This is a genomic window from Martinezella lusitana, from assembly GCF_014207095.1.
Classification (GTDB): Bacteria; Pseudomonadota; Alphaproteobacteria; order Rhizobiales; family Rhizobiaceae; genus Rhizobium; species Rhizobium lusitanum_B.
The window spans coordinates 296,422-316,693 of sequence record NZ_JACHBG010000004.1; the positions used below are offsets into that span (position 1 = coordinate 296,422).

General features: G+C 59.6%; 22 protein-coding genes. 11 read left to right on the forward strand and 11 right to left on the reverse strand.

Annotated features, from left to right (window positions below):
* Positions 1 to 47 precede the first annotated feature (47 nt).
* On the forward strand, positions 48 to 1,298 hold the full coding sequence (locus tag GGD46_RS11760) for an MFS transporter (protein WP_184704262.1): 1,251 nt from the start codon (positions 48 to 50) through the stop codon (positions 1,296 to 1,298).
* Positions 1,299 to 1,351: 53 nt separating this feature from the next.
* On the opposite strand, the gene GGD46_RS11765 is transcribed toward GGD46_RS11760, so the two are convergent.
* The 6 genes from GGD46_RS11765 to GGD46_RS11790 form a co-directional block, all read right to left on the reverse strand.
* A complete protein-coding gene (locus GGD46_RS11765) occupies positions 1,352 to 1,855 on the reverse strand; it encodes a hypothetical protein (protein WP_313206295.1) in 504 nt (167 codons plus the stop codon).
* A 107-nt stretch (positions 1,856 to 1,962) separates the two neighbouring features.
* Positions 1,963 to 2,799, reverse strand: coding sequence for an RDD family protein (locus GGD46_RS11770; RefSeq protein ID WP_184703948.1), 837 nt, complete (start codon positions 2,797 to 2,799; stop codon positions 1,963 to 1,965).
* A gap of 151 nt (positions 2,800 to 2,950) precedes the next feature.
* Positions 2,951 to 4,021, reverse strand: coding sequence for a tetratricopeptide repeat protein (locus GGD46_RS11775; RefSeq protein WP_184703949.1), 1,071 nt, complete (start codon positions 4,019 to 4,021; stop codon positions 2,951 to 2,953).
* Positions 4,022 to 4,075: 54 nt separating this feature from the next.
* A complete protein-coding gene (locus GGD46_RS11780; RefSeq protein ID WP_184703950.1) occupies positions 4,076 to 5,668 on the reverse strand; it encodes an SEL1-like repeat protein in 1,593 nt (530 codons plus the stop codon).
* A 119-nt stretch (positions 5,669 to 5,787) separates the two neighbouring features.
* Positions 5,788 to 6,378 carry a hypothetical protein gene (locus tag GGD46_RS11785; RefSeq protein WP_184703951.1) on the reverse strand — a complete coding sequence of 197 codons (591 nt, stop codon included), beginning with the start codon at positions 6,376 to 6,378 and terminating at the stop codon, positions 5,788 to 5,790.
* 4 nt (positions 6,379 to 6,382) lie between these two features.
* On the reverse strand, positions 6,383 to 6,772 hold the full coding sequence (locus GGD46_RS11790) for an acyl-CoA thioesterase (RefSeq protein WP_184703952.1): 390 nt from the start codon (positions 6,770 to 6,772) through the stop codon (positions 6,383 to 6,385).
* 233 nt (positions 6,773 to 7,005) lie between these two features.
* Between GGD46_RS11790 and GGD46_RS11795 the strand changes: the two genes are divergently transcribed.
* From GGD46_RS11795 to GGD46_RS11820, 6 genes are all read left to right on the forward strand, one after another.
* Positions 7,006 to 8,193 carry an extensin family protein gene (locus GGD46_RS11795; protein WP_184703953.1) on the forward strand — a complete coding sequence of 396 codons (1,188 nt, stop codon included), beginning with the start codon at positions 7,006 to 7,008 and terminating at the stop codon, positions 8,191 to 8,193.
* Positions 8,194 to 8,299: 106 nt separating this feature from the next.
* The gene (locus tag GGD46_RS11800; protein ID WP_184703954.1) at positions 8,300 to 8,554 is read left to right on the forward strand and encodes a hypothetical protein; all 255 of its coding nucleotides are present in this window, start codon (positions 8,300 to 8,302) and stop codon (positions 8,552 to 8,554) included.
* 388 nt (positions 8,555 to 8,942) lie between these two features.
* Positions 8,943 to 9,869: an ABC transporter ATP-binding protein gene (locus GGD46_RS11805; RefSeq protein ID WP_184703955.1), complete on the forward strand. Its 927-nt coding sequence runs from the start codon at positions 8,943 to 8,945 to the stop codon at positions 9,867 to 9,869.
* Positions 9,866 to 10,627, forward strand: coding sequence for an ABC transporter permease (locus GGD46_RS11810; protein WP_184703956.1), 762 nt, complete (start codon positions 9,866 to 9,868; stop codon positions 10,625 to 10,627). Before GGD46_RS11805 ends, GGD46_RS11810 begins: the two co-directional genes overlap by 4 nt.
* 159 nt (positions 10,628 to 10,786) lie before the next feature.
* Positions 10,787 to 12,115, forward strand: a complete 1,329-nt coding sequence (locus GGD46_RS11815) for a bifunctional folylpolyglutamate synthase/dihydrofolate synthase (RefSeq protein ID WP_246806277.1) — start codon at positions 10,787 to 10,789, stop codon at positions 12,113 to 12,115.
* On the forward strand, positions 12,112 to 12,642 hold the full coding sequence (locus tag GGD46_RS11820) for a GNAT family N-acetyltransferase (RefSeq protein ID WP_246806278.1): 531 nt from the start codon (positions 12,112 to 12,114) through the stop codon (positions 12,640 to 12,642). The genes GGD46_RS11815 and GGD46_RS11820 overlap by 4 nt, the downstream gene beginning before the upstream one ends.
* A gap of 130 nt (positions 12,643 to 12,772) precedes the next feature.
* On the opposite strand, the gene GGD46_RS11825 is transcribed toward GGD46_RS11820, so the two are convergent.
* The 4 genes from GGD46_RS11825 to GGD46_RS11840 form a co-directional block, all read right to left on the reverse strand.
* Entirely contained in the window at positions 12,773 to 13,678 is a 906-nt protein-coding gene (locus GGD46_RS11825) for a DMT family transporter (protein ID WP_184703957.1), read from the reverse strand.
* Positions 13,679 to 13,784: 106 nt separating this feature from the next.
* Positions 13,785 to 14,486 (reverse strand): TIGR02281 family clan AA aspartic protease, encoded by a 702-nt coding sequence (locus GGD46_RS11830; RefSeq protein ID WP_184703958.1) that lies wholly within the window; start codon positions 14,484 to 14,486, stop codon positions 13,785 to 13,787.
* Positions 14,483 to 14,704 (reverse strand): DUF1289 domain-containing protein, encoded by a 222-nt coding sequence (locus GGD46_RS11835; protein ID WP_184703959.1) that lies wholly within the window; start codon positions 14,702 to 14,704, stop codon positions 14,483 to 14,485. Before GGD46_RS11835 ends, GGD46_RS11830 begins: the two co-directional genes overlap by 4 nt.
* Before the next feature lie 19 nt (positions 14,705 to 14,723).
* A complete protein-coding gene (locus tag GGD46_RS11840; protein ID WP_184703960.1) occupies positions 14,724 to 15,500 on the reverse strand; it encodes an adenosylcobinamide-GDP ribazoletransferase in 777 nt (258 codons plus the stop codon).
* A 128-nt stretch (positions 15,501 to 15,628) separates the two neighbouring features.
* Between GGD46_RS11840 and cobT the strand changes: the two genes are divergently transcribed.
* Together cobT and GGD46_RS11850 are read left to right on the forward strand one after the other, a co-directional pair.
* Positions 15,629 to 16,645 carry a nicotinate-nucleotide--dimethylbenzimidazole phosphoribosyltransferase gene (gene cobT / locus GGD46_RS11845; protein WP_184703961.1) on the forward strand — a complete coding sequence of 339 codons (1,017 nt, stop codon included), beginning with the start codon at positions 15,629 to 15,631 and terminating at the stop codon, positions 16,643 to 16,645.
* A gap of 187 nt (positions 16,646 to 16,832) precedes the next feature.
* Positions 16,833 to 17,225, forward strand: coding sequence for a diacylglycerol kinase (locus GGD46_RS11850; RefSeq protein ID WP_184703962.1), 393 nt, complete (start codon positions 16,833 to 16,835; stop codon positions 17,223 to 17,225).
* 130 nt (positions 17,226 to 17,355) lie between these two features.
* Here the strand turns inward: GGD46_RS11850 and GGD46_RS11855 are convergent, their stop codons facing one another.
* Entirely contained in the window at positions 17,356 to 18,885 is a 1,530-nt protein-coding gene (locus GGD46_RS11855; RefSeq protein WP_184703963.1) for a HAMP domain-containing sensor histidine kinase, read from the reverse strand.
* A 126-nt stretch (positions 18,886 to 19,011) separates the two neighbouring features.
* Between GGD46_RS11855 and GGD46_RS11860 the strand changes: the two genes are divergently transcribed.
* Positions 19,012 to 19,590 carry a thermonuclease family protein gene (locus GGD46_RS11860; RefSeq protein ID WP_210325530.1) on the forward strand — a complete coding sequence of 193 codons (579 nt, stop codon included), beginning with the start codon at positions 19,012 to 19,014 and terminating at the stop codon, positions 19,588 to 19,590.
* A complete protein-coding gene (locus GGD46_RS11865) occupies positions 19,580 to 20,212 on the forward strand; it encodes a uracil-DNA glycosylase family protein (RefSeq protein WP_184703965.1) in 633 nt (210 codons plus the stop codon). Before GGD46_RS11860 ends, GGD46_RS11865 begins: the two co-directional genes overlap by 11 nt.
* Positions 20,213 to 20,272: the final 60 nt, after the last annotated feature.

Below are 20,272 nucleotides of genomic sequence, written 5' to 3' on the forward strand. Positions count from 1 at the left end.
ATCCGGTATTGCCCGCCTCGCCGCCGCCATCCGGTCGGAGGATCATGATGACCGCATTGGATAGCTTACATTCCTTGTCCCCTCAGCAACGAAACACCGTCATCGCGGCCTATCTCGGCTGGACGCTGGATGCTTTCGATTTCTTCATATTGGTATTCGTTCTCAAACACATAGCCGAGGAATTTCACACGGACGTGCCGGCGGTTGCCGTCGCGATTTTTCTCACCCTGGCCATGCGTCCGATTGGCGCGCTGATCTTTGGTCTTGCGGCCGACCGTTACGGCCGGCGTGTCACGCTGATGATCGACGTGCTGCTCTATTCGGTCTTCGAGTTCCTGACCGGCTTTTCGACGGGACTGACCATGTTCCTCGTCCTTCGGGCACTCTTCGGCGTTGCCATGGGCGGCGAATGGGGCGTTGGTGCATCGCTGACGATGGAGACCATTCCCGAGGAGTCGCGCGGCCTCGTCTCGGGTATCCTGCAGGCGGGCTATCCCTCCGGCTATCTGATCGCGTCGATCGTCTTCTTCCTGCTATTCCCGATCATCGGTTGGCGCGGCATGTTCATGGTCGGGGCGGTCCCGGCGCTGCTGGTGCTCTATATCAGGCGCAACGTGCAGGAATCGCCGGCTTTCGTGCAGCGGCAATCCAAGCCGCAGCGGCCGTTCCTCACCGTGCTGCGCGAGAACATCCCGTTGTTCATCTGGGCCGTCCTGTTGATGACGGCCTTCAATTTCTTCAGCCACGGCACGCAGGATCTCTACCCCACCTTCCTCGAAACCCAGAGGCAGTATGATTCCTATACGGTCGGGGCCATCGCGATCGTCTATAATATCGGTGCGATTGTCGGAGGTCTGTCCTTCGGCACGCTGTCCGAGCGTATCGGCAGGCGTCGAACCATCGTCATTGCTGCCCTCTTGGCGATCCCCGCCGCGCCGCTCTGGGTCTATGGGCACGGGCCGGTGATGCTTGCGATCGGCGCATTCCTGATGCAGCTTTTCGTGCAGGGCGCTTGGGGTATCATTCCCGTGCATCTGAACGAATTGTCACCGGATGAGGTGCGCGGCACATTTCCCGGCTTCGCGTATCAGCTCGGCAACCTGCTGGCGTCGGGCAATGCTTCGATCCAGGCTGGGCTGGCGAAGAGATGGGGCGGCGACTATGCCCTCGCGCTGTTGGTCGTGGCCTGCATCGTCGCTGTCGTCGTGGCTATCTTTGCCGGCTTTGGCTTCGAGAAGAAGGGTGTTCGTTTCGGCGGCAAGAGCGCTGGCTCAGCGGATGGTGTCGCGCAAACCTGAGCCGTCTCGACATCCAGCCTAAAGGAAGCCGGTTGAAGCGACCGGCTTCTCCCTTACTTGCCGCATACCTCCGAAATCTTCGCCTGCGCGAAACCGCGGGCGAGATCCTGCAGCCCGCCGACAGATGATATGAGTTCGCCGATCGGGCCGTTGATGCCGAGATGGAGATCGGTGATGTGGCATGCGCCGACATCAACTGTCATGGATGCGTCGAGTTCGCCTTTGACGGTCGCCTTCAGCACGCCGTGCGACTTGCAGACCATATCTGCGTGAGCATTGATCTGCACGCCACCGTTCGGGCCATCGCAGACGTCGAGCGACTTTACCTCGAATTTCTCCTTATGATCGACCCCCGGCAGCTTCTTGCAGGGGTCGGCTTCGTTTACCGATTTCTCGATCTGGGGGCCGAATTTGCTCTGCAGCAGCGACCAGCACAAGCCGGGCGCGGCCTCTGCCGGCGTTGCCGCCAGCGGCAGAGGCGACAGCGGCACAACGACGATTGCGGCGAGCAACGCCATGCGAAACGAGGAAGGAAGTGCGGCATATTTCGGATTCACGGCGATCTAACCTCTGAAAGGAAGAAGAAGCAAAGCATGTTCCGGCCCTGCCGCAGTCTGTCATGCCCCTCACCAGCAAGGCAATCCCCGTATCTCAGGGGGGTGAGTCAATCCCTGACGACTTTCGTGTCGCAGAAACGGTCGTAGAAAGTTTGCCCACGCCACACGACCAGCGGATAGACCCACCAGATGAGCGCGAAAACGAACAGCATCGGCGTCAATGCGCCAGTCAGGGCGAAAACACCGCTCGTGGACAGAAGATTCAAATCGCGCGCCTGCTGGATCAACTGCTCGATCGGCTGCGATAGCGGTCTTACGAGAAGCAGGCTCGCGAGGTCGACGATCGCGATGAGCATGAGCGGCAGAAATTTAAATATCTCCCGCTTCGTTGCCAGACTGAGGGGCAGGGGAAAGTCTTCGAGCGTCTTCACGCGTAGCGAGAGCAGGCGCTTGCCGGGCGTTCGTCTCGTGCCTGCCGAACAGAAGGCAAAGATTACAGGCAACAGCAGAAGGACGATGCTGGATGTCGGCCTGGTGACAACGCTTGGATCGACCGGATCTCCCTTCTTGTCTACCGGGACTGCGACCGAGCGTACGGACGTCGTCTTTCCGTGCTGCGAAGCGACCTTCGAAACGAAGATGGTGTATCCCTCACTGCCAAGCCAGGAGATGCGACACAGCTGGTTGCTTCTCACTTCGCCTGATTGCAGCGGCCACTCGGCTTCTATTTTCGGAATGAGCGGCCCGGACGTCGTTTCAGCGCATTGTTGCTTCTGGAGGAACGGCAGTGTGAGATCCCGGGATGTCACGACGGACAGAGCGAGAAACAGCAGGATGAAGACAATCTGGAAGATGACGATGTCGATCGCATAGGCACCAAACCGTCGCCAGAAATGGCGCGGAGGCAAGGAAGCCGTTCGATCGTCCGATGCTGCAGAACTCATGATTCCCCCAACTTGCAACACCTGCTCCTGCCGGTCGCAGCGCAGCGTGCTTCAGGTTGCAGGAAATAGCATGGCTTGCCGAGATTCGGCAGCGAATGAGGGCTGCGCCATCGACAAATGGAGTGGCTAGTTGCCGATCCCTCCGATCTGCTCAGATCGGGATGCTGCTTGTGTTCGAGGGCGCGCTTTGGTCGTCGTCGCTGTCGCCCTGATAGCCAAGGCTCTTTGCCTTGCGGAACCACTCCTGGGCCTTGCCCGGATCGACCGGGACGCCGTCGCCGTCGCGATACATCGCGCCGAGATTGTTGGCTGCATCGGCATATTGATGCTCGGCCGCCCGCTTGAACCAGAAGATGGCCTGGGTCGCGTTCCTGGCGACGCCTTCGCCGTCGCGGAACATCACGCCGAGATTGTATTCGGCTTCGACATTATCCTGCCCTGCGGCCTTCAGAAACCAGATGATCGCTTCGGGATCGTTCTGCTTTATCCCGTCGCCGTCGGCATACATCGCACCGATATTATATTGGGCGTCCGCGTCTCCCTGATCGGCCGCCTTGCTGAACCAGAAGAGAGCTTTCGGGCCGTCCTTTCCGACGCCTTCGCCATCGCGATACATGATGCCGAGATTGTATTGCGCCTCGACCTTACCCTGGTCGGCAGCCTTCAGATACCAGACGAGGGCCTGGCTCTTGTCCTTGCTCGTGCCGTCTCCCTGATCGTACATGACGCCAACATTATACTGCGCGTCGATATCTCCCTGTTCCGCCGCCTTGCGATACCAGACGAAAGCCTGCGCCTTGTCCTGGGGGATACCTTCACCCGTATCGTACATGACGGCCAGATTGTATTGTGCGTTGGAATGGCCTTGTGCCGCGGCCTTCTTGTACCACTCGATCGCCTGGTTTTTGTCTACGGCCACCCCTTCGCCCTGGTCATACATGGTGCCGATATTGAATTGTGCCTCGGCACGGCCCTGGTCGGCCGCCTTTTTGTACCAGCTGAACGCCAGCGCGAGATTTCTCGCGACACCGTTGCCTTCCTCGTACATCTGGCCGAGTTTCATCTGGGCGTTGGCATCGCCCTGGTTCGCCAGGGGACGCAAATAGTCGAGGGTCGATCTGAAGTTTCCGCGATCGTAGGTGTTCCGGCCGACATCGGCATGGGCGGTGCTGACGGATGCCAATGCGAAGAGCAATCCTGTTGCTCCCTTCTTCCAATTCACGATCTACCCCTCAGTCGATGATTCTCTGGATCGATATCAATGCATTTGCCGCGGTTACGGCAGAAGCGCCATCAACAGGTGAAAGACGGCCCAACCTGACGATCCACCGGTATTCTTGCCGCTCGTTCGCCCTTCACCCGATGGTCCGAGATCCGGGATGGGGCCGTCGCCGTTGGCTTCCATGTAGCTGAGCCCGTGCTGAGCCTCCGGCAATCCCTTCGCGGCCGCCTTGTTGAACCACTCCGCGGCGATTGCGGTATCCTTGGCTACTCCGTAGCCGTTATAATACAGATATCCAAGGCCATATTCCGCGCGTGCGTCGCCTTGTCCCGCCGCTTTGCGAAACAGGTCGGCAGCCTGGGCGTAATCCTTCGGCACACCGTCGCCGTGATAGTAAAGATAGGCGAGGGCGTATTGCCCCTGCGGATTGTTCTGATCGGCCGCCTTGCGATACCAGTCTGCCGCTGCCGCCTTGTCAGCGGTCGTCGCCTGACCGTTGTCATACATGTAACCGAGCGCATATTGCGCCTCGGCGTGACCCTGAGCCGCGGACTTCCCGTACCATTCGAAGGCCGTGTGGTAGTCCCTCGCAACGCCGCGTCCGCCGGCGTACATGTAGGCGAGGGCGTATTCGCCTTGCGCGTCTCCTTGCGTCGCCGATTTGCGATACCACCTCACTGCTGTCGGATCGTCGACCTTGACGCCATGGCCATTGGCATAGAGGTAGCCCAGGGCATATTCGGCATCGGATCGCCCCTGGTCAGCCGACTTGCGATACCATTGAAGCGCCTGCCTGTAGTCCTTTTCGACTCCGAGCCCATTGGCGAGGCTGTAGCCGACAGCATATTGCGCGTCGGGGCGGCCTTTTTCCGCTGCCCTCTTGTACCAGGAATAGGCTTCGGCATCGTTTCGTTCCACGCCCTTGCCGTTAGCATAGGCATAGCCAAGGGCATACAGGCCCTGCCCGTCGCCCTGATCCGCGGCCTTCCTGTACCAGTCGATGGCTGCTGCCTGGTCCGCCGTTATGCCCTGGCCGCTTTCATAGATGTAGCCGAGAGCGTATTGGGCGTCCGCGCGACCCTGGTCGGCTGACTTGCGATACCAGGTGACGGCGATCGCGGCATCCTGCTGAACTCCGAAGCCGTTGGCGTACATGTAGCCCAGGGCGTATTGCGCCTGAGCCTGACCTTGAACTGCGGATTTCTGATACCAGTTGATGGCTTGCTTGTTGTCGGCATCCATGCCGCGACCGTTGGCATAGGAATAACCGATGGCATATTGCGCATCGGCGTTGCCGCGTTGCGCTGACTTGAGATACCAGTCGTTTGCCTGCTTCTGATCGGCATCGACGCCACGACCGGAGGCGTACATGTAGGCGAGGGCATATTGCGCCTGGGCGTTACCCTGGTCGGCCGCTTTCTGATACCAGTCGACGGCCTGGCCATCGTCCTGCTCCACGCCCTGGCCGTTGGCGTAGCGATAGCCAAGACCATATTGGGCGGCGGCATTGCCCTGCTTGGCGAATTCCAGCCAATATTTCAGCGCGATGGTGGTGTTGGCCGGGCCGGGCGCAGGATCCTCCGCATGAGCGAGCAGGGGCAAAGAAACGGCAAGCGCCAACCCAAATGCATAGCTCTTCAGCGTCAAGGCCAGAATCTCCCTCCTACTTTCCGCAGGACAATCGATCTGAACAATATGGCTGTGTCTTGATCAAGAAACGCAGAGTATCGAAATGGCGGCCGTTTTACACAGGATAGTACGTGACCCTATCCGGGAAGCACGTCGTAGAGACGGAAGATCCATGTGACCTGGTAGATCAACCCCAGGATCACGAATGCAGCCTGGAAACGCCTGTTGGCGGTGATCGCCGCAACGATGCACAGGACGAAATAGACGATGTTGCGCGTCGGATATTCCCAGCCGAGAGACTGAAAATAGGCTTCCCCCTTCAGCAGCGTGTCGATGAGGTCTACGGCGTAGGTTACGGCGAGCAGGCCGAAGAACCAGCGGCGGCGGGAGATGAAATATTCCTCAAAGCCGCCATACTCGTCGATCGACGGCGGATTGAGGAGCACACAGAGGAAGTAAAAGAGGCAGCAGAAGCAGATCAGGAAAAGATAGACCGCGAAGGTAATGACCTGCACCGATTGCAGCCGATATTCCCACCACCAGAAATGGATGATGTAGAGGAACATCGACAGCACCCAGCCGATGTGGACGAAGTAGATCTTGTTCTTGCCCGGGGCCTGCACGAAGCCGGCGAGCCGCGTCAGGAGCTGGGCGAGCGAAAGGCCGATCACCATGCTCATGACAGTTCGGATATAGACGTAAACTTCCGGTGCGTGCGCGGCGCCCATATCGTCAGCTCTCCGTCGGTACAGGCTTCGGAGCGCCGTTCTCGTCCAGGGCAACCATGATGAATGTGGCGGCCGTGACCTTTTCCAGCGTGTTGTAACGGGCGCGGTGCGCCCAGGCCTCGACGCTCAGCGTGATCGAAGTGCGGCCGACGCGCTCGATGTCGGTGAAGACGCTCAGCGTATCGCCGATCTTGACCGGCAGTTCGAAAGCCATTTCCTTCACGGCGGCGGTCACCACGCGGCCGCGAGCCCGCTCGGCGGCGCGAATGCCGCTCGCCAAGTCCATCTGCGCCATGACCCAGCCGCCGAAGATATCTCCCGCGGGATTGGCGTCGGCCGGCATTGCCAGCGTGCGCAATGTCAGCTCACCTCTTGGTTTGACGCTGTCATTCATTCGTTCGCTCCTGTTGCCAGCTACTGATTCCGATCCAGCCTATGCAATCCGGCCGCGATGGGAAAGACCGTGCACTTGCTTCAGCGGGGGCTTTCCGTCGGCAAGCAGGTGCCGGCATCGCTACGAAGGATCATTCGGATACATAGCGATCTCCTGCGGTAAGTTTTCGTTCACCGTTCCCGTTTAGAGTTTGTAAGTGTTGCCGACCGTGGCTGGGGCAGCGGATCAGGACTATGACCTATTTACCCATTCTTCGGCGGGCTCTGTTGCCGTTATTATTGTCGTCGGCACTGGTCGCCTGCACGGCCGATAGCCTCGTGCCGCCCTCGAATGTCGACAGTTCCTCCCGGGTCGGTTCGATCAAGCCGCATCGCAGCGTTTCGCAAAGACAATTCTCCTATCCCGGCGCTCAGGACCCGATGGTCTCCGCCTCCAACAACTATGCGAGCGGCAAACGCCGCTCCGGCAGTGGCGAGGCTGTGACGACGACGGATGTCGAAACGGGCCTGGCGCAGCAGTCGGACATTCCTTCACAGGGCGTCAATATGGATGCCGAGCTCGGCGTTGGGCCGGCCGAAGAGGCTCGATCCGCATCGGTCGTCGGGCTGGCGCAGGAGGAGCAGCAGAATATTGCCGAAGGCGCAACCGATGAGCCGGTGGTCGACGGCATCGGCTCGGATGCGCCTACGCAGACCAATCGTTCCGCTCTTCAAAGATCGGCCGCGCAGGCTGAACTCAATCGATCGCCGATACCACAGCGGCAACCGGGGACGCAGGTCGCCATGCTGCCGCGCATCGACAATCCCGTTGCCCGTCTCGACCGGCAGTTCGAGGCGCCGCAATCGACACCGGGCATGATGCCGCCTTCAGAAATCGCCTGTCGGCAGGAATTGCGCCGTTTGGGCGTCATCTACACCGACAAGCCGGCAATTTCGAACGGTCCCGCATGCCAGGTTCCCTATCCCGTCTCATTGAGCGGACTTTCCGGCAATATCGCCGTTCGCCCCGCGGTGACCTTGAATTGCCAGGTGACGCTTGCCTTTGCGAAATGGGTCAAGAACGAGCTCGCTCCGGCGGCACGCACCCGCTACTGGTCCGGCATCGGCACTATCGTTCCGCTGGGCGGCTACTCCTGCCGGCGCATGAACAATAGCCGGCAACGTTATAATCCCATGTCGGAGCATGCCCATGGCAATGCCATCGATGTCGGCACCTTCGTGCTGAAGAACGGTCATGTGATCGACGTGCGCAAGAAGGGCCTGTTCTCCTTCCGCGAGGGTGGTTTGCTCAAGGCCGTCCGCTCCGACAGCTGCCGCTATTTCGATACCGTCCTTGGACCCGGCAGCAATCCCGAACACTGGAACCATTTCCACTTCGACCTGCGGGATCGACAGGGTGGCCGGCGCTACTGCAGCCTGTGATTGGCGTTTCGCCGGAAACACATCCGCACTTGCCGGGAGCGAAAGCTGATTTACCTAGCTGCGAAAACGCGGTTAGGTAAGCCGATCGAGGGCAAGCGAGGGTTTCATGGAAAACGTGCCGAGACGAAAAAGAAGCCTGGGCAGAGCGCTCATCGCTGCTCTGATTGCCATCGTTGTCGTCATAGGCGGTCGTTGGTACATCTATGTTGCATATGCCGAAGACCCTTTCGACGAAGTCGGTATCGGCCTCAATACCATGATGCCGACACCCATTCGCGACAAGGGATGCCAGATGCTCAAGGCTCGCTTCGAGCATAAGACGTTGCCGCCGGCCGGTTGCGGCGTAAACGGCAGCTGGTAGCCCGCATTACGCCCCTCGACGTCGTGCAGAAAAGAAAAAAGCCGGCGCGAGCCGGCTTGAGCGGTGCATGGCAACGACGGGGAATCCTTGCCTGCGCCAGAAAAAAACTTCATGTTGCAATGAGGCACGCAATATGAATGCGAAGGCAATAAATCGTCCAGTACGATAGGCGCTTACGCGTCGCCAAGAGGCGTTGGGCGGAGTGCGACGAACGTTGCTCACCTAACGAGCTATATGCCCGACGAAGGTCACGATTTGATGACAGCTTATTTGGCTTAAGCGAACGCTGTGTTTAGCCTCGATAGGATGGTCAAAGTGTAAAACCGGCTATATAGCGGGCAAACGCCGACATATTCATCACCATTACAAGGCCGGACTTGCCCGCATCATGGCTCCGATCATTTCCATCCGCAGTCTCACCAAAACCTATGGAAACGGGTTTCAGGCACTCAAGGGTGTCGATCTCGATATCGAACAGGGGGAAATTCTTGCCTTGCTTGGACCGAACGGTGCCGGCAAGACGACGCTGATCTCGATCGTCTGCGGGATTGCCAATCCGAGCAGCGGCACGGTGTTGGTCGGCGGTCGCGACGTGGTTCGGGATTTCCGCGCCACCCGCAGCATGATCGGCCTGGTGCCGCAGGAGCTGACGACGGATCAGTTCGAAACTGTCTGGAATACCGTCAGCTTCTCGCGCGGCCTGCACGGCAAGAAGGCGAACCCGGCTTACATAGAGAAGATCCTGCGTGACCTGTCGCTATGGGAAAAGAAGGACAACATGCTTCGCCAGCTTTCCGGCGGCATGAAGCGGCGTGTCCTCATCGCCAAGGCGCTGTCGCACGAACCCGAGATCCTCTTCCTGGACGAGCCGACGGCGGGCGTGGATGTTACGCTGCGCAAGGATATGTGGCATGTGGTCGAGCGCCTGCGAGCCTCCGGCGTCACGATCATTCTCACGACCCACTATATCGAAGAGGCGGAAGAGGCGGCCGATCGTGTCGGCGTTATCAATGGCGGCCAGCTGCTGCTGGTGGAAGAGAAGAAGGCGCTGATGGCCAAGCTCGGCCGCAAGCAGCTTATTCTCGATTTGAATGAGCCGCTGGAGGCCATACCGCAATGTCTTGAAGGCAACGGGCTTTCGCTCGGGCCAAATGCTCTGACCCTGATCTACGATTTCGATGCGCAGAACGAGCAATCGAGCATTGCCGCTTTGCTGTCGAAACTTGCTGCCGAGGGCATTCATTTCAAGGATCTGTCGACGCGCCAGAGCTCGCTTGAGGATATTTTCGTATCGCTGGTAGGAGCAGGAAAATGAACTTCGAAGCGATCAAGTCCATCTACACGTTCGAAATGGCACGCACGCGTCGCACGCTGCTGCAGAGCGTCGTTTCGCCCGTTATTTCCACCTCGCTCTACTTCATCGTGTTCGGGGCGGCGATCGGCTCGCGCATCAATCTGGTCGAGGGCGTTTCTTATGGCGCCTTCATCACGCCGGGCCTGATCATGTTGACGTTGCTTGGCCAGTGCATCAGCAACGGCTCCTTCGGCATCTATTTCCCGAAATTCACCGGCACGATCTATGAGGTGCTGTCGGCGCCCGTCGCCATGACCGAAATCGTTCTGGGCTATGTCGGCGCGGCTGCGACCAAGGGCATGCTGATCGGATTGATCATTCTGGCGACGGCGAGTTTCTTCGTCGATATCAGGATCGAGCATCCGTTCATGATGATCCTGTTCTTCGTCCTGACGGCCGTAACGTTCAGCCTGTTCGGTTTCATGATCGGCATTTGGGCCGGGAATTTTGAGCAGCTGAACCTCATCCCGATGCTGGTCGTGCCGCCGCTGACCTTTCTTGGCGGCAGCTTCTATTCGATCAACATGCTGCCACCGTTCTGGCAGGCGGTGAGCCACCTCAACCCGGTTCTCTATCTCGTCAGCGGTTTCCGATGGAGCTTCTATGGGATTGCGGACGTCAATCCGGTGCTGAGCCTTGCCATCATCTCCCTCTTTCTCATCCTCTGCCTGGCGGTTCTCGGCTGGATCTTCAAGACCGGATATCGGTTGAGGAACTGATGGCGGAACCTGATCCGCAAATTTAGGATCTTGCGGCGTTCGCCGCTGCGTGGAAGTGATTGTTTCTGATTTGATGTAGCGAGATGGTCGGGTGTCCGCACGCTTTGAAGACCGTCGGCACCTTTCGCCACTCGCGTGATATCTTGATGAAGGTATATCATGCCACAGCCCACCACTCCTGGCTTGCCCGCCGCACTCTCCCGGCTCGACCAACTGACCAACTGGGAACGCAAGCCGCGAGGCGAGATGCGCGTCGGCCTTGAGCCGATGCTCGACCTCATGCAGCGGTTGGGCGATCCTCACAGGAGTTTTCGCGCCATTCATGTCGCCGGCACCAAAGGCAAGGGGTCGGTCTGTGCACTTCTCGAAGCAGGATTGCTTCGGGCTGGCTGGCGGGTCGGCCGTTATGCGTCGCCGCACGTCGACCGGGTGAATGAGCGGGTCAGCGTTCTCGGCAGCGAGGTCGATGACGAGGCTCTTGCAAAAGCGATCATGCAGGTCCTCGACTGTTATGAAGGCGCCAAGCAAGCTGCGACGGCCGGCGAGGATGCGACCTGGTTCGACGTGATCACGGCTGCTGCCTTCGTCGTCTTCAGAGATGCCGGGCTGAACTGGGTTGTCGTCGAGGTCGGGCTTGGCGGCAGGCTGGACTCGACGAATGTGGTCTTCGGTGAAGTTGCAATCGTGACCAACATCGGTCTTGAGCATACGGAAATTCTCGGCACGACGCGCGAAGCGATCGCACGGGAGAAAGTTGGCATCTTGAAGCCCGGCGCAACGCTTGCGACCACGCTTGCCGCTGACGATGAGGCTGGGCGGGTTTTGCAGGAGCGGGCCGACCAACTCGGCTGCGATGTGCTTCGAACCGATCTTGCCGGCGATGCGACGATAGCGGAAACAAATATCGCGCTGGTCGGCCTGGTGCTCGAGCATCTCGGCCGACAAGGCGAAAGCGTTCTCGAAGGAGATGTGAAGGGGCGACCCATCGGGCCGGAACTGCTCCAACCGGACGTCGTCGCCAAGGCGCGGTTGCCGGGGCGAATGGAACGCTTCGATTTCGTGCTGCCGGCTGCGTTGCGAAGAGGACGGGAAACCGTGCCCTTGATGATGGATGGTGCTCATGTGCCGTTCAATATCGAGGCTGTCCTGCGCGACATCACGCGTTTGTCCGATGTTAGCGGCGAATGCGTTGCCGTCGTTGCGCTGGCCTCCGACAAGGATGCCCCTGGTTTTCTGGGCGTGTTGTCCCGCTACGTTTCCGATGCGGTATTTACCGAAGCGTCGGGGTCTGGCCGCGCCCACGTGGCGGAGGAACTGGCAGAAATCTGGCGGTCTTTGGGAATGGCGGGGGAAGCCGAGCCGGACCCGCACAAGGCGCTGGATCGGGCTCTTGAGAAGGCCTCCGAGCGTGGCGGCTGGATACTGGTTACAGGTTCTCTCTATCTTGTCGGCGCGCTGCGCAACACCGTTTCCGGGACCATCGGATGACCATGGAAATTGCCATCAGACCAGCTGTTGTCGACGATGCAGCCGCTATTGCCAGGCTGCATCGTGCGGTCTGGTGCGAGACCTATCGCGATCTCGCGCCGGCGAATGTCTATCGCACGCTTGACGAAGATTTTCGCCGGGCGCGGTGGAGCGAAATGCTCGCCAATCCGCGCCGGCATCAGGGCATATTGCTGGCGGAACAGGGAAACCGGCTCGTTGCCATCGGTGCGGTCGGCGCTGCATCGGAGCCGGCTTTCGAAGGGCGAGGGGAAATCCGCTCGCTTTACATCGACCCCTCGGCGAAGCGGCAGGGGCTTGGCCGCCGCCTCATGCGGGAACTGGTGGCGCTGCTGGCCGCTTTCGGTTATTCGAGCGCGGCGCTCGGCGTCGTGGTCGGCAATGAACCGGCGATCGCGTTCTACCGGTCACTCGGAGGTCGCATGATCGGGCAATATACCGATCCCGGGCCGATCTGGCGTTCCGACAATCTGATTTTCGTCTGGGACGATTTGTCATTGTTGCGCTGATCTTCCAAAGCGCGTCGCGATCTTCGAGATCCGCTTCCTGCGCTTCAGTTTCCTGATTTTGCGCATGTCGTTGTCGCAAAATCGCTGCGCACTTTTTGCGCGACATGCAATATGTCGCCTTCGCGGAAAGTCACCCAGCGGCGACTTTCTTGCGCGGGGCAATGGTCATGGCCATGACGCCGGCTACGACGCAGACGAGGCCGATGGCTGCCGTGGACGATACCGGCTCCCCCAGGAAGATCACGCCGATGCCGACGCCGATGGGAACCCGCAGGTAGGCCTGTGCTGTCGTGCTCACCGAGCCGAGGGTCTGGATCAGTCGGAAGTAGATGCTGAAGGCGAGGGCGGTCGACACGACCGACAGGCCGAGAAGCGACAGGATCGACGCCGCGGACGGTGCCAATTGCCAGGGATGATCAATGATCAGGCTGGCGGGGATGAGGAGCGCTGCTCCGCACAGCAGCGAGCCGGCCGCCGGCATCATCGGATCCAGTCCCTTGAAATTGCGCCCGAACAGAGCTGCACTGGCATAGCAGATGGATGCGGCGACGACGGCGAGCTGTGCAGGCAACTGCCGGCCGACCCCGTGCAGCGCGTCGACGCCGATGATCAGGCAAATACCCGCCATGCCTGCGATGACGCCAAAGAGCTTGCGGCCGGTCAACCGTTCACTGCGCAGCAGGAGCGACGCGATCAGGAAAGCGAAGATCGGCGTTGTGGAATTCAAGATGGTTGCCAGCCCGGCGTCGAGCGTCTGTTCGGCCCAGGCGATGAGCGTGAAGGGAATGGCGCTGTTGAGGCAGGATTGAATGAGGAAGCGCCGCCATGTTGCCGGATCCCTCGGCAGGCTCAGGCCGCGCCAGCGAATGATGACGAGCAGAATGACACCGGCGATCAGGGTGCGCGCGGCAATCAGCGTAATCGGCGGAATCGTCGCTACGCCGACGCGAATAAAACTATAGGACGCGCCCCAGCAGGTGGCGAGAAGCAAAAGGAGCAACAGTTCCTTGGTTATGTTTGTCTTAGCAGGCGCCATGTGTGTCTCACTCTCCGGGCTGTTCGGGTCTGCCGTTTTTTAGAGTGAATAGACCGGCAAATGCTTCGTTCTCCGCCGAACTATCGATTGCCGTTCTTCGTTGCGCTCAATCGCGCAGCCGAAGCTCATCGGTCTGCATCTGCATCGATCCCAAGGTTTCCAGGAAACTCATGCCGAGCAGACTTTGATCCAGCTTGCCCGCTTCCGCCACGCTTGCCTTGACATCGTGACGCTTGATCGGCCCGATCGATACCGATCCAAGCTCGACGGGAGCAGCGTTTGCCCGGCCGTTTGCGGTCATCACGGTCATCGAGTAGGTCAGGTTTTCCGGAATGATCCCGACACGCTCTGCGTCTTGCTGCGACAAGGCGATCGTGCTGGCGCCGGTGTCGACAAGCATTTCTATCGGCTGTCCGTTGATCTTGACCACGGCTTCGAAATGCCCACTGGATCGCTTGTGGATGATGACTTCCTGCCCGCCCTCACTCGTAGTGACGACGACCGCATGCCCGGGTATCAGGCCGGCGAACAGGCGATTTCCGACACGCTCGGCGTCGTAGCGATAGATATAGCCTGTCGCGAGCGCCATGATGATGACGAACCAGATCAGGAGATTGCGCAGCGATTGACTGACCGTGTGACGGCTGCCCCAAACCGCGGCGCTCATCATGAGCGCGATCGGCACAAGATATATGACGCGAGCAAAGTCGTCATTGCGCATGCCGAAGGTCATGCCGGAGCTGTTGTTGAAGATAAGCAGCGCAAGGCCGATGCCGAGAATGGCGAGAACGATGTTCAGGCGGTTCATACAGCGCTGCGCTCCCGTGCCCGTTGCGACCGACGATCGTCCCCACCGGGCTTAAGCGCGAGCTTTGTCATGCGCTCGGGAAGAATATCCATGATCCGGCGCCGTTCATCGTCGCTGTAGCTTATCCAAGCGCCGATTTCTGCGCCTGTGCGGCCACAACCGAGACAATAGCCGGTGCTTTCGTCGAGAGAACAGACAAGGATGCAGGGTGTCAGCATGGGATCATATATCGAGGCTTCAAACACACATGGCAAGGGTGCACAGCGACGCGATTTCGCAAATCTGCTGGGTGGCGCCGATCGTGTCTCCGGTATGACCGGACAGTCTCTGGCGCATGTGCCTGTTGAGGAAAAACGTCGCGACGGCGACGACGAGCAGGCAGGGAACGAGTGCTGATATCCCCATGCTCGGGCCGATCAGAAGGATGGCGAGGACGAGCGTCGTAATCAGCGCCAGCTGCATCGCGTCGCCATCGGGCTGGCCGGCGGAGGCGGCGACCCCTTCCGGCTTAGCCGCAGGCAGCACATGCCAATGCCACACCATCGCACCGCGGCTGAGCACGGCCGTTGCAAGAAGCGCAATTGCTCCATGTGATGGCGAGACGTGACGGGCGATAGCGGCAAGTGCGGCGGCCCGCAGTCCGAAGGACAGGATCAGTGCAGCAGCGCCGTAGGCGCCGATACGGCTATCCTTCATGATCGTCATTATGCGCTCGCGATCCGTGCCGCCGCCGAGCCCGTCTGCGGTATCGCTGAGGCCGTCCTCATGCAGGGCGCCCGTCGTCACCGTCAGTACCGTGAGGGCCAGAAGCGCTGCCATGAGCGGATCGGCATGAAAGGCGAGCAGCATACCGAAGGCGATGGCGGCCGGAAATGCGACCAGCAAGCCGGCGACCGGAAAAGCGCGTGACACCGTCCCGAGCTTGCCGCCATAGCCCGCAAAGAAGGATGCCGATACGGGAATGCGGCTCAAGAAGGCGACGGCGCGCGCGATGTCGCGCATATATTCCCGCATTTCTTCCTCTCCCCGCATTTCGCTCGACAGCATCGAACGCTTTTGGAGTTGTTCGCGCCGGTTCCGAAGACTAATAGAGTCGCACGCAAAGAACCTGATTTGAGACCAAAAGACAAGGAACGGCATTCATGAGCGTAACCGGCTTGCCATTCGACGATTTCCGCACGCTGCTGCGCGACCTTCCGGGCCCTGATGCCCGCGCGCTCGTGGCGGCGCGCGAGCGCGACGCACAGCTCACCAAACCGCCAGGCGCGCTCGGCCGTCTCGAAGAGATCGCCTTCTGGCTTGCCGCCTGGACCGGCCGGCCGCCGGCAGTGACCCGGCCTCTGGTTGCGATTTTCGCCGGTAATCACGGCGTCACCAAGCAGGGAATTACGCCGTTCCCGCCTTCCGTGACGCAGCAGATGGTGGAGAATTTCGCCGCCGGCGGCGCGGCGATCAACCAGATCTGCGTCACCTATGATCTCGGTCTGAAGATCTTCGACCTTGCGCTCGATTTTCCGACGGCTGACATCACCGAGGAGCCGGCGCTCAGCGAGCGCGACTGCGCGGCGACCATGGCCTTCGGTATGGAAGCGATCGCCGGTGGTACGGATCTGCTCTGCATCGGCGAAATGGGCATCGGCAATACCACGATCGCCGCGGCGATCCACTATGCGCTCTATGGCGGCAAGGCGGAAGACTGGGTCGGACCAGGAACTGGCTCCGAGGGCGAGATGCTGAAGCGCAAGATCGCTGCAGTCGAGAAGGCCGTTGCCCTTCATCGCGCTCACCTTTCCGATCCGCTCGAAATCCTGCGCCGCCTCGGTGGCCGAGAAATTGCCGCCATGGCGGGCGCTATCCTGGCCGCACGCATGGAACGCATCCCCGTCATCATCGACGGCTATGTCGCAACGGCTGCCGCCTCCGTTCTTAAGGCTGCCAACCCGGCCGCGCTCGATCACTGCCTGATCGGCCATGTCTCGGGAGAGCCTGGTCATCTGAAGTCGATCGAGAAGCTCGGCAAGACGCCGCTTCTGGCGCTTGGCATGCGCCTTGGGGAGGGCACCGGTGCGGCGCTCGCCGCCGGCATCGTCAAGGCTGCCGCGGCATGCCACTCTGGCATGGCGACATTCGCCAGCGCGGGCGTCACCAACAAGCATTGACGGGATATGGTGGCGAAGTGCCGAAATGGCATTTCGCCACCGATTTTGCTGTGGAACTATCGGTTCGCGTCATAAATCTGTAATGAATTCTGAAAGGCGTTCAGATGTGTCGTCTTGCTTCAACGGAAGCGAGGCAGTATTCGCAAGGCGTCTAAATTTGCAGTCGGGACATTACGGCGGAGCTGGCATGGCCGAGTTTTCGAAACCCACAGTCACCAAGGAAACCGGAATCCGGCACTTCTTCGCCGCCGCCAGCTATTCATGGGGCGGTTTTCAACGGCTGCTTCAGGAATCGGCCTTCCGTCAGGAACTGCTATTTGCGGGGATTTCGCTGATCCTGCTGATCGTCGTCGGGGCGAGCCTGGGAGAAATCGTCATCGCCTTGGTGCTTTTTCTAGGCGTCTTCGCGATCGAGGCGATGAATACGGCCGTCGAAGAGGTCATCGACCGCATCTCACCCGAGATTTCCAACGTCGGCAAGCATGCCAAGGATCTCGGCTCATTCGCGGTACTTTGCATGCTGGTCGCTTCCGGCCTCTACATGCTTTACGTCATCGGCAGTCATCTGTTTTTCCGTTAGAGCCGGATGATTTTAGGTCGAGTCCACCTAAAATCTGAATCCGCTTTAGAATCAAAGAAGTAGAGCATGATGTCGTCCGAAAACCGCTTACACTTTTCGGCATCATGCTCTAAGCGCAGAACATCAGATCTCAGGCGAAGCTCTTCTTGCGACGTCCGGCAAGCGGCGCGTCTTCCACGGCTGGCAGGCTTTGCAGCACGCGCTTGGCCGGCAGGATTGCGATGACTTCGGTGCCCTCGCGCAGCTTCGATTTCAGCACGAACTGACCATCATGCTTGGCGAGGATTGCCTGCACGATCGGCAGGCCGAGGCCGGTGCCTTGTTCGGCGCTCTTGATGGCGATCGAGCCCTGGCCGAAAGCAGAGAGCACCACGGGAATTTCCTCTTCGGGAATGCCGGGGCCGTTGTCCTTGATCGCCACATACTCGCCGCCACCCGCCGTCCAGCCGACCTTGACGGTGATTTCGCCGCCCTGTGGCGTGAATTTCACCGCATTCGACAGCAGATTGAGGATGACCTGGCGCATCGACTTTTCGTCCGCCCAGACGGAAGGAAGCTGCGGCTCGATCTGCGAGGAGATGGCGATGTTCTTGGCGCGGGCGCGCAGCTGCACCATGCCGATGCAATCTTCCGCGATATCGAGCAGCGAGATGGATTCCTCGTTCAGCTCGTATTTTCCGGCTTCGATGCGCGAGAGGTCGAGGATTTCGTTGATCAGGTTCAGCAGATGCTGTCCGGATCGATGGATGTCGGTGGTGTATTCCCGGTAGGTCGGGTTGTTGAGCGGCCCCATCACTTCGGCGGACATGACTTCGGAGAAGCCAAGAATGGCGTTCAGCGGCGTTCTCAGCTCATGCGACATGGAGGCGAGGAAGCGCGATTTGGCGAGATTTGCTTCCTCCGCACGGCGGCGCGCCTCGTCGGACATGGAATTTGCGACTTCCAATTCAGCGATCAGATCGTCCTTTTCCGATTGGAAGGAGAGAATCTTCAGGTTGGATTGGAACATTCTGTTGGTGATGAAGGTGAAGAAGATCACCGCGACGGAGATAGCTGCAGTCAGCGCTATGTCCGAGGGCTTTCGGGTCAGGATTGCGGTGACGACAAGCACGACCGTAGGCGGCGCATATGCGAAGGGCACGGCACGCGGCAGCATGAAGCTCGCCATGGCCGTGATGCAGATCGCCACCAGCAGGGTGGTGCCCTTGTAGAAGCTGAAACTGTCTCCGCCGCAGGTCGAGCAATTCTGCATTGCGAAAATCGCCCAGCAGAGGCCAGTCAGAAGCTGTCCGAGTAACAGGAGCTGCCGCCACTTCCTGGCGCTTTCGAGTGTCATCTCCTGCTTTTTGGCGCGTCTGCCGAGCAGCATGTTGATGGCATGCGCCACCAGGATCGGAACGGTCCACAGGAAAATGGCGGCATCGCGGGTGAGGTAAACCCCAAGTGCTGCGACGACGACGACAAAGATCGGCACTATCGCTGCGCTCTGCAGGAGCGTGTCGATGTGCATGTCCATGAGTTCGCGGTCGAAATTGCTGCTATGCCCCGTCTGCAGGCGCTCACGCGTCTGCCGCACGGCCTTCGACACAGCCCGGTTGCGGTGGCTGCGTGATCGGTCGACGATGTTTTTATCTGTCGATGTGCTAGCGCCGGTTCTCATGGTTTCATTGAAACTTGGTCTTAGTGAGATTAGAGACTACCGGCCAATTCTTAAGAAGATGCTGCGGAGAAATGTTTTGTTTGCCATCTTCGCCAAGGATTTGTTGTTAAAGGAGGCAAGAACGTGATGCGGTCAGGCCGCCTTTTTCGCGACGGCGTGGCCACATTTGCTTTGCTCGGCATTCTCTCTCTGCTCGCGTCGAAACTGAATAACCGGCCGGAACCCGTTCAAACTGGCGAATTTTACGTCATCGATGGAGACACGCTTTCCGCCAATGGCGAGCGTTTGCGGCTCAAAGGTATCGATGCGCCTGAATATCGGCAACCATGTCGGCGCGATGGCGCCGATTGGGCGTGCGGCGAAGAGGCACGCAAGGCTCTTGTCACAATCGTTAAAACCGGTCGGCCGGAATGCCGGGGAGGAGAGAGGGATCGCTACGGTCGCTTGCTGGTGACATGCGTGGTTGGCGATGTCGATATCAATGCCGCATTGGTCCGCACTGGCATGGCACTGTCCTATGGCGGTTATGCCGCTGAAGAGCGGATAGCACGTCAGGCGAAACTGGGCGTATGGGCCGGCGATTTCGAGCGCCCAGCCGACTATCGTCGCGAGGAACGTGGCAAACAATCTGCAGCCGGTGGTCCGATGAAGGGTCTGATCGACTATATCTCACAGTCTATAGGATGGGGTTCGCATGGCGAATGAAGCAGAGCTGCAGAAGCTGGGCCTGGAGATCGTCGCCTGCCGCTTCTGTCGAGATATGCCGGCGAAGGGTGACGCGGACCGGCTGCCCCACGAGCCGCGACCGGTCGCCACGCTTTCGTCGACGGCACGCATCCTGATTGCCGGGCAAGCGCCGGGTCTGCGCGTCCACGAGAGTGGTCTCGCCTTCAACGATGCATCGGGCGATCGCTTGCGGCAGTGGTTGAATGTCGACCGCGAAAGTTTCTACGATCCCGATCATTTTGCCATTCTGCCGATGGGCTTCTGCTTTCCCGGCTACGATGCGGCCGGCAGCGATTTGCCGCCGCGCAAGGAATGCGCGCCACTATGGCGGCAAAGGGCCATGCATGCGATGCCGCAGATCGAGCTAATCCTGACCATCGGGCAATACGCCCAGGCATGGCATCTGGGTCCGGAACGGAAAGCCTCGATGACGGAAACGGTCGCGGATTGGCGGCGCTATCTTCTGACCAACCGGTCGCCGGCCATATTGCCGCTGCCGCACCCGAGTTGGCGCAATAGCGGCTGGCTGAAGCGTCATCCCTGGTTCGAGACGGAGCTGCTTCCGACATTGCAAGAACGTGTGAGAATCCTCATTTCTTGAAACAAGTTTCTTTTCTTGTCCCCAAAATAGGCTATAGAGAGAATATAATTCGAAGGGATG

Coding starts and splice junctions, on each gene's coding strand:
- GGD46_RS11865 (WP_184703965.1), top strand. CDS start 19,580: ATGGCGAATGAAGCAGAGCTGCAGAAGCTGGGCCTGGAGATCGTCGCC.
- cobT (WP_184703961.1), top strand. CDS start 15,629: ATGAGCGTAACCGGCTTGCCATTCGACGATTTCCGCACGCTGCTGCGC.
- GGD46_RS11860 (WP_210325530.1), top strand. CDS start 19,012: ATGCGGTCAGGCCGCCTTTTTCGCGACGGCGTGGCCACATTTGCTTTG.
- GGD46_RS11810 (WP_184703956.1), top strand. CDS start 9,866: ATGAACTTCGAAGCGATCAAGTCCATCTACACGTTCGAAATGGCACGC.
- GGD46_RS11800 (WP_184703954.1), top strand. CDS start 8,300: ATGGAAAACGTGCCGAGACGAAAAAGAAGCCTGGGCAGAGCGCTCATC.
- GGD46_RS11815 (WP_246806277.1), top strand. CDS start 10,787: ATGCCACAGCCCACCACTCCTGGCTTGCCCGCCGCACTCTCCCGGCTC.
- GGD46_RS11760 (WP_184704262.1), top strand. CDS start 48: ATGACCGCATTGGATAGCTTACATTCCTTGTCCCCTCAGCAACGAAAC.
- GGD46_RS11830 (WP_184703958.1), bottom strand. CDS start 14,486: ATGAACCGCCTGAACATCGTTCTCGCCATTCTCGGCATCGGCCTTGCG.
- GGD46_RS11805 (WP_184703955.1), top strand. CDS start 8,943: ATGGCTCCGATCATTTCCATCCGCAGTCTCACCAAAACCTATGGAAAC.
- GGD46_RS11855 (WP_184703963.1), bottom strand. CDS start 18,885: ATGAGAACCGGCGCTAGCACATCGACAGATAAAAACATCGTCGACCGA.
- GGD46_RS11790 (WP_184703952.1), bottom strand. CDS start 6,772: ATGAATGACAGCGTCAAACCAAGAGGTGAGCTGACATTGCGCACGCTG.
- GGD46_RS11840 (WP_184703960.1), bottom strand. CDS start 15,500: ATGCGGGAATATATGCGCGACATCGCGCGCGCCGTCGCCTTCTTGAGC.
- GGD46_RS11825 (WP_184703957.1), bottom strand. CDS start 13,678: ATGGCGCCTGCTAAGACAAACATAACCAAGGAACTGTTGCTCCTTTTG.
- GGD46_RS11795 (WP_184703953.1), top strand. CDS start 7,006: ATGACCTATTTACCCATTCTTCGGCGGGCTCTGTTGCCGTTATTATTG.
- GGD46_RS11770 (WP_184703948.1), bottom strand. CDS start 2,799: ATGAGTTCTGCAGCATCGGACGATCGAACGGCTTCCTTGCCTCCGCGC.
- GGD46_RS11850 (WP_184703962.1), top strand. CDS start 16,833: ATGGCCGAGTTTTCGAAACCCACAGTCACCAAGGAAACCGGAATCCGG.
- GGD46_RS11835 (WP_184703959.1), bottom strand. CDS start 14,704: ATGCTGACACCCTGCATCCTTGTCTGTTCTCTCGACGAAAGCACCGGC.
- GGD46_RS11785 (WP_184703951.1), bottom strand. CDS start 6,378: ATGGGCGCCGCGCACGCACCGGAAGTTTACGTCTATATCCGAACTGTC.
- GGD46_RS11820 (WP_246806278.1), top strand. CDS start 12,112: ATGACCATGGAAATTGCCATCAGACCAGCTGTTGTCGACGATGCAGCC.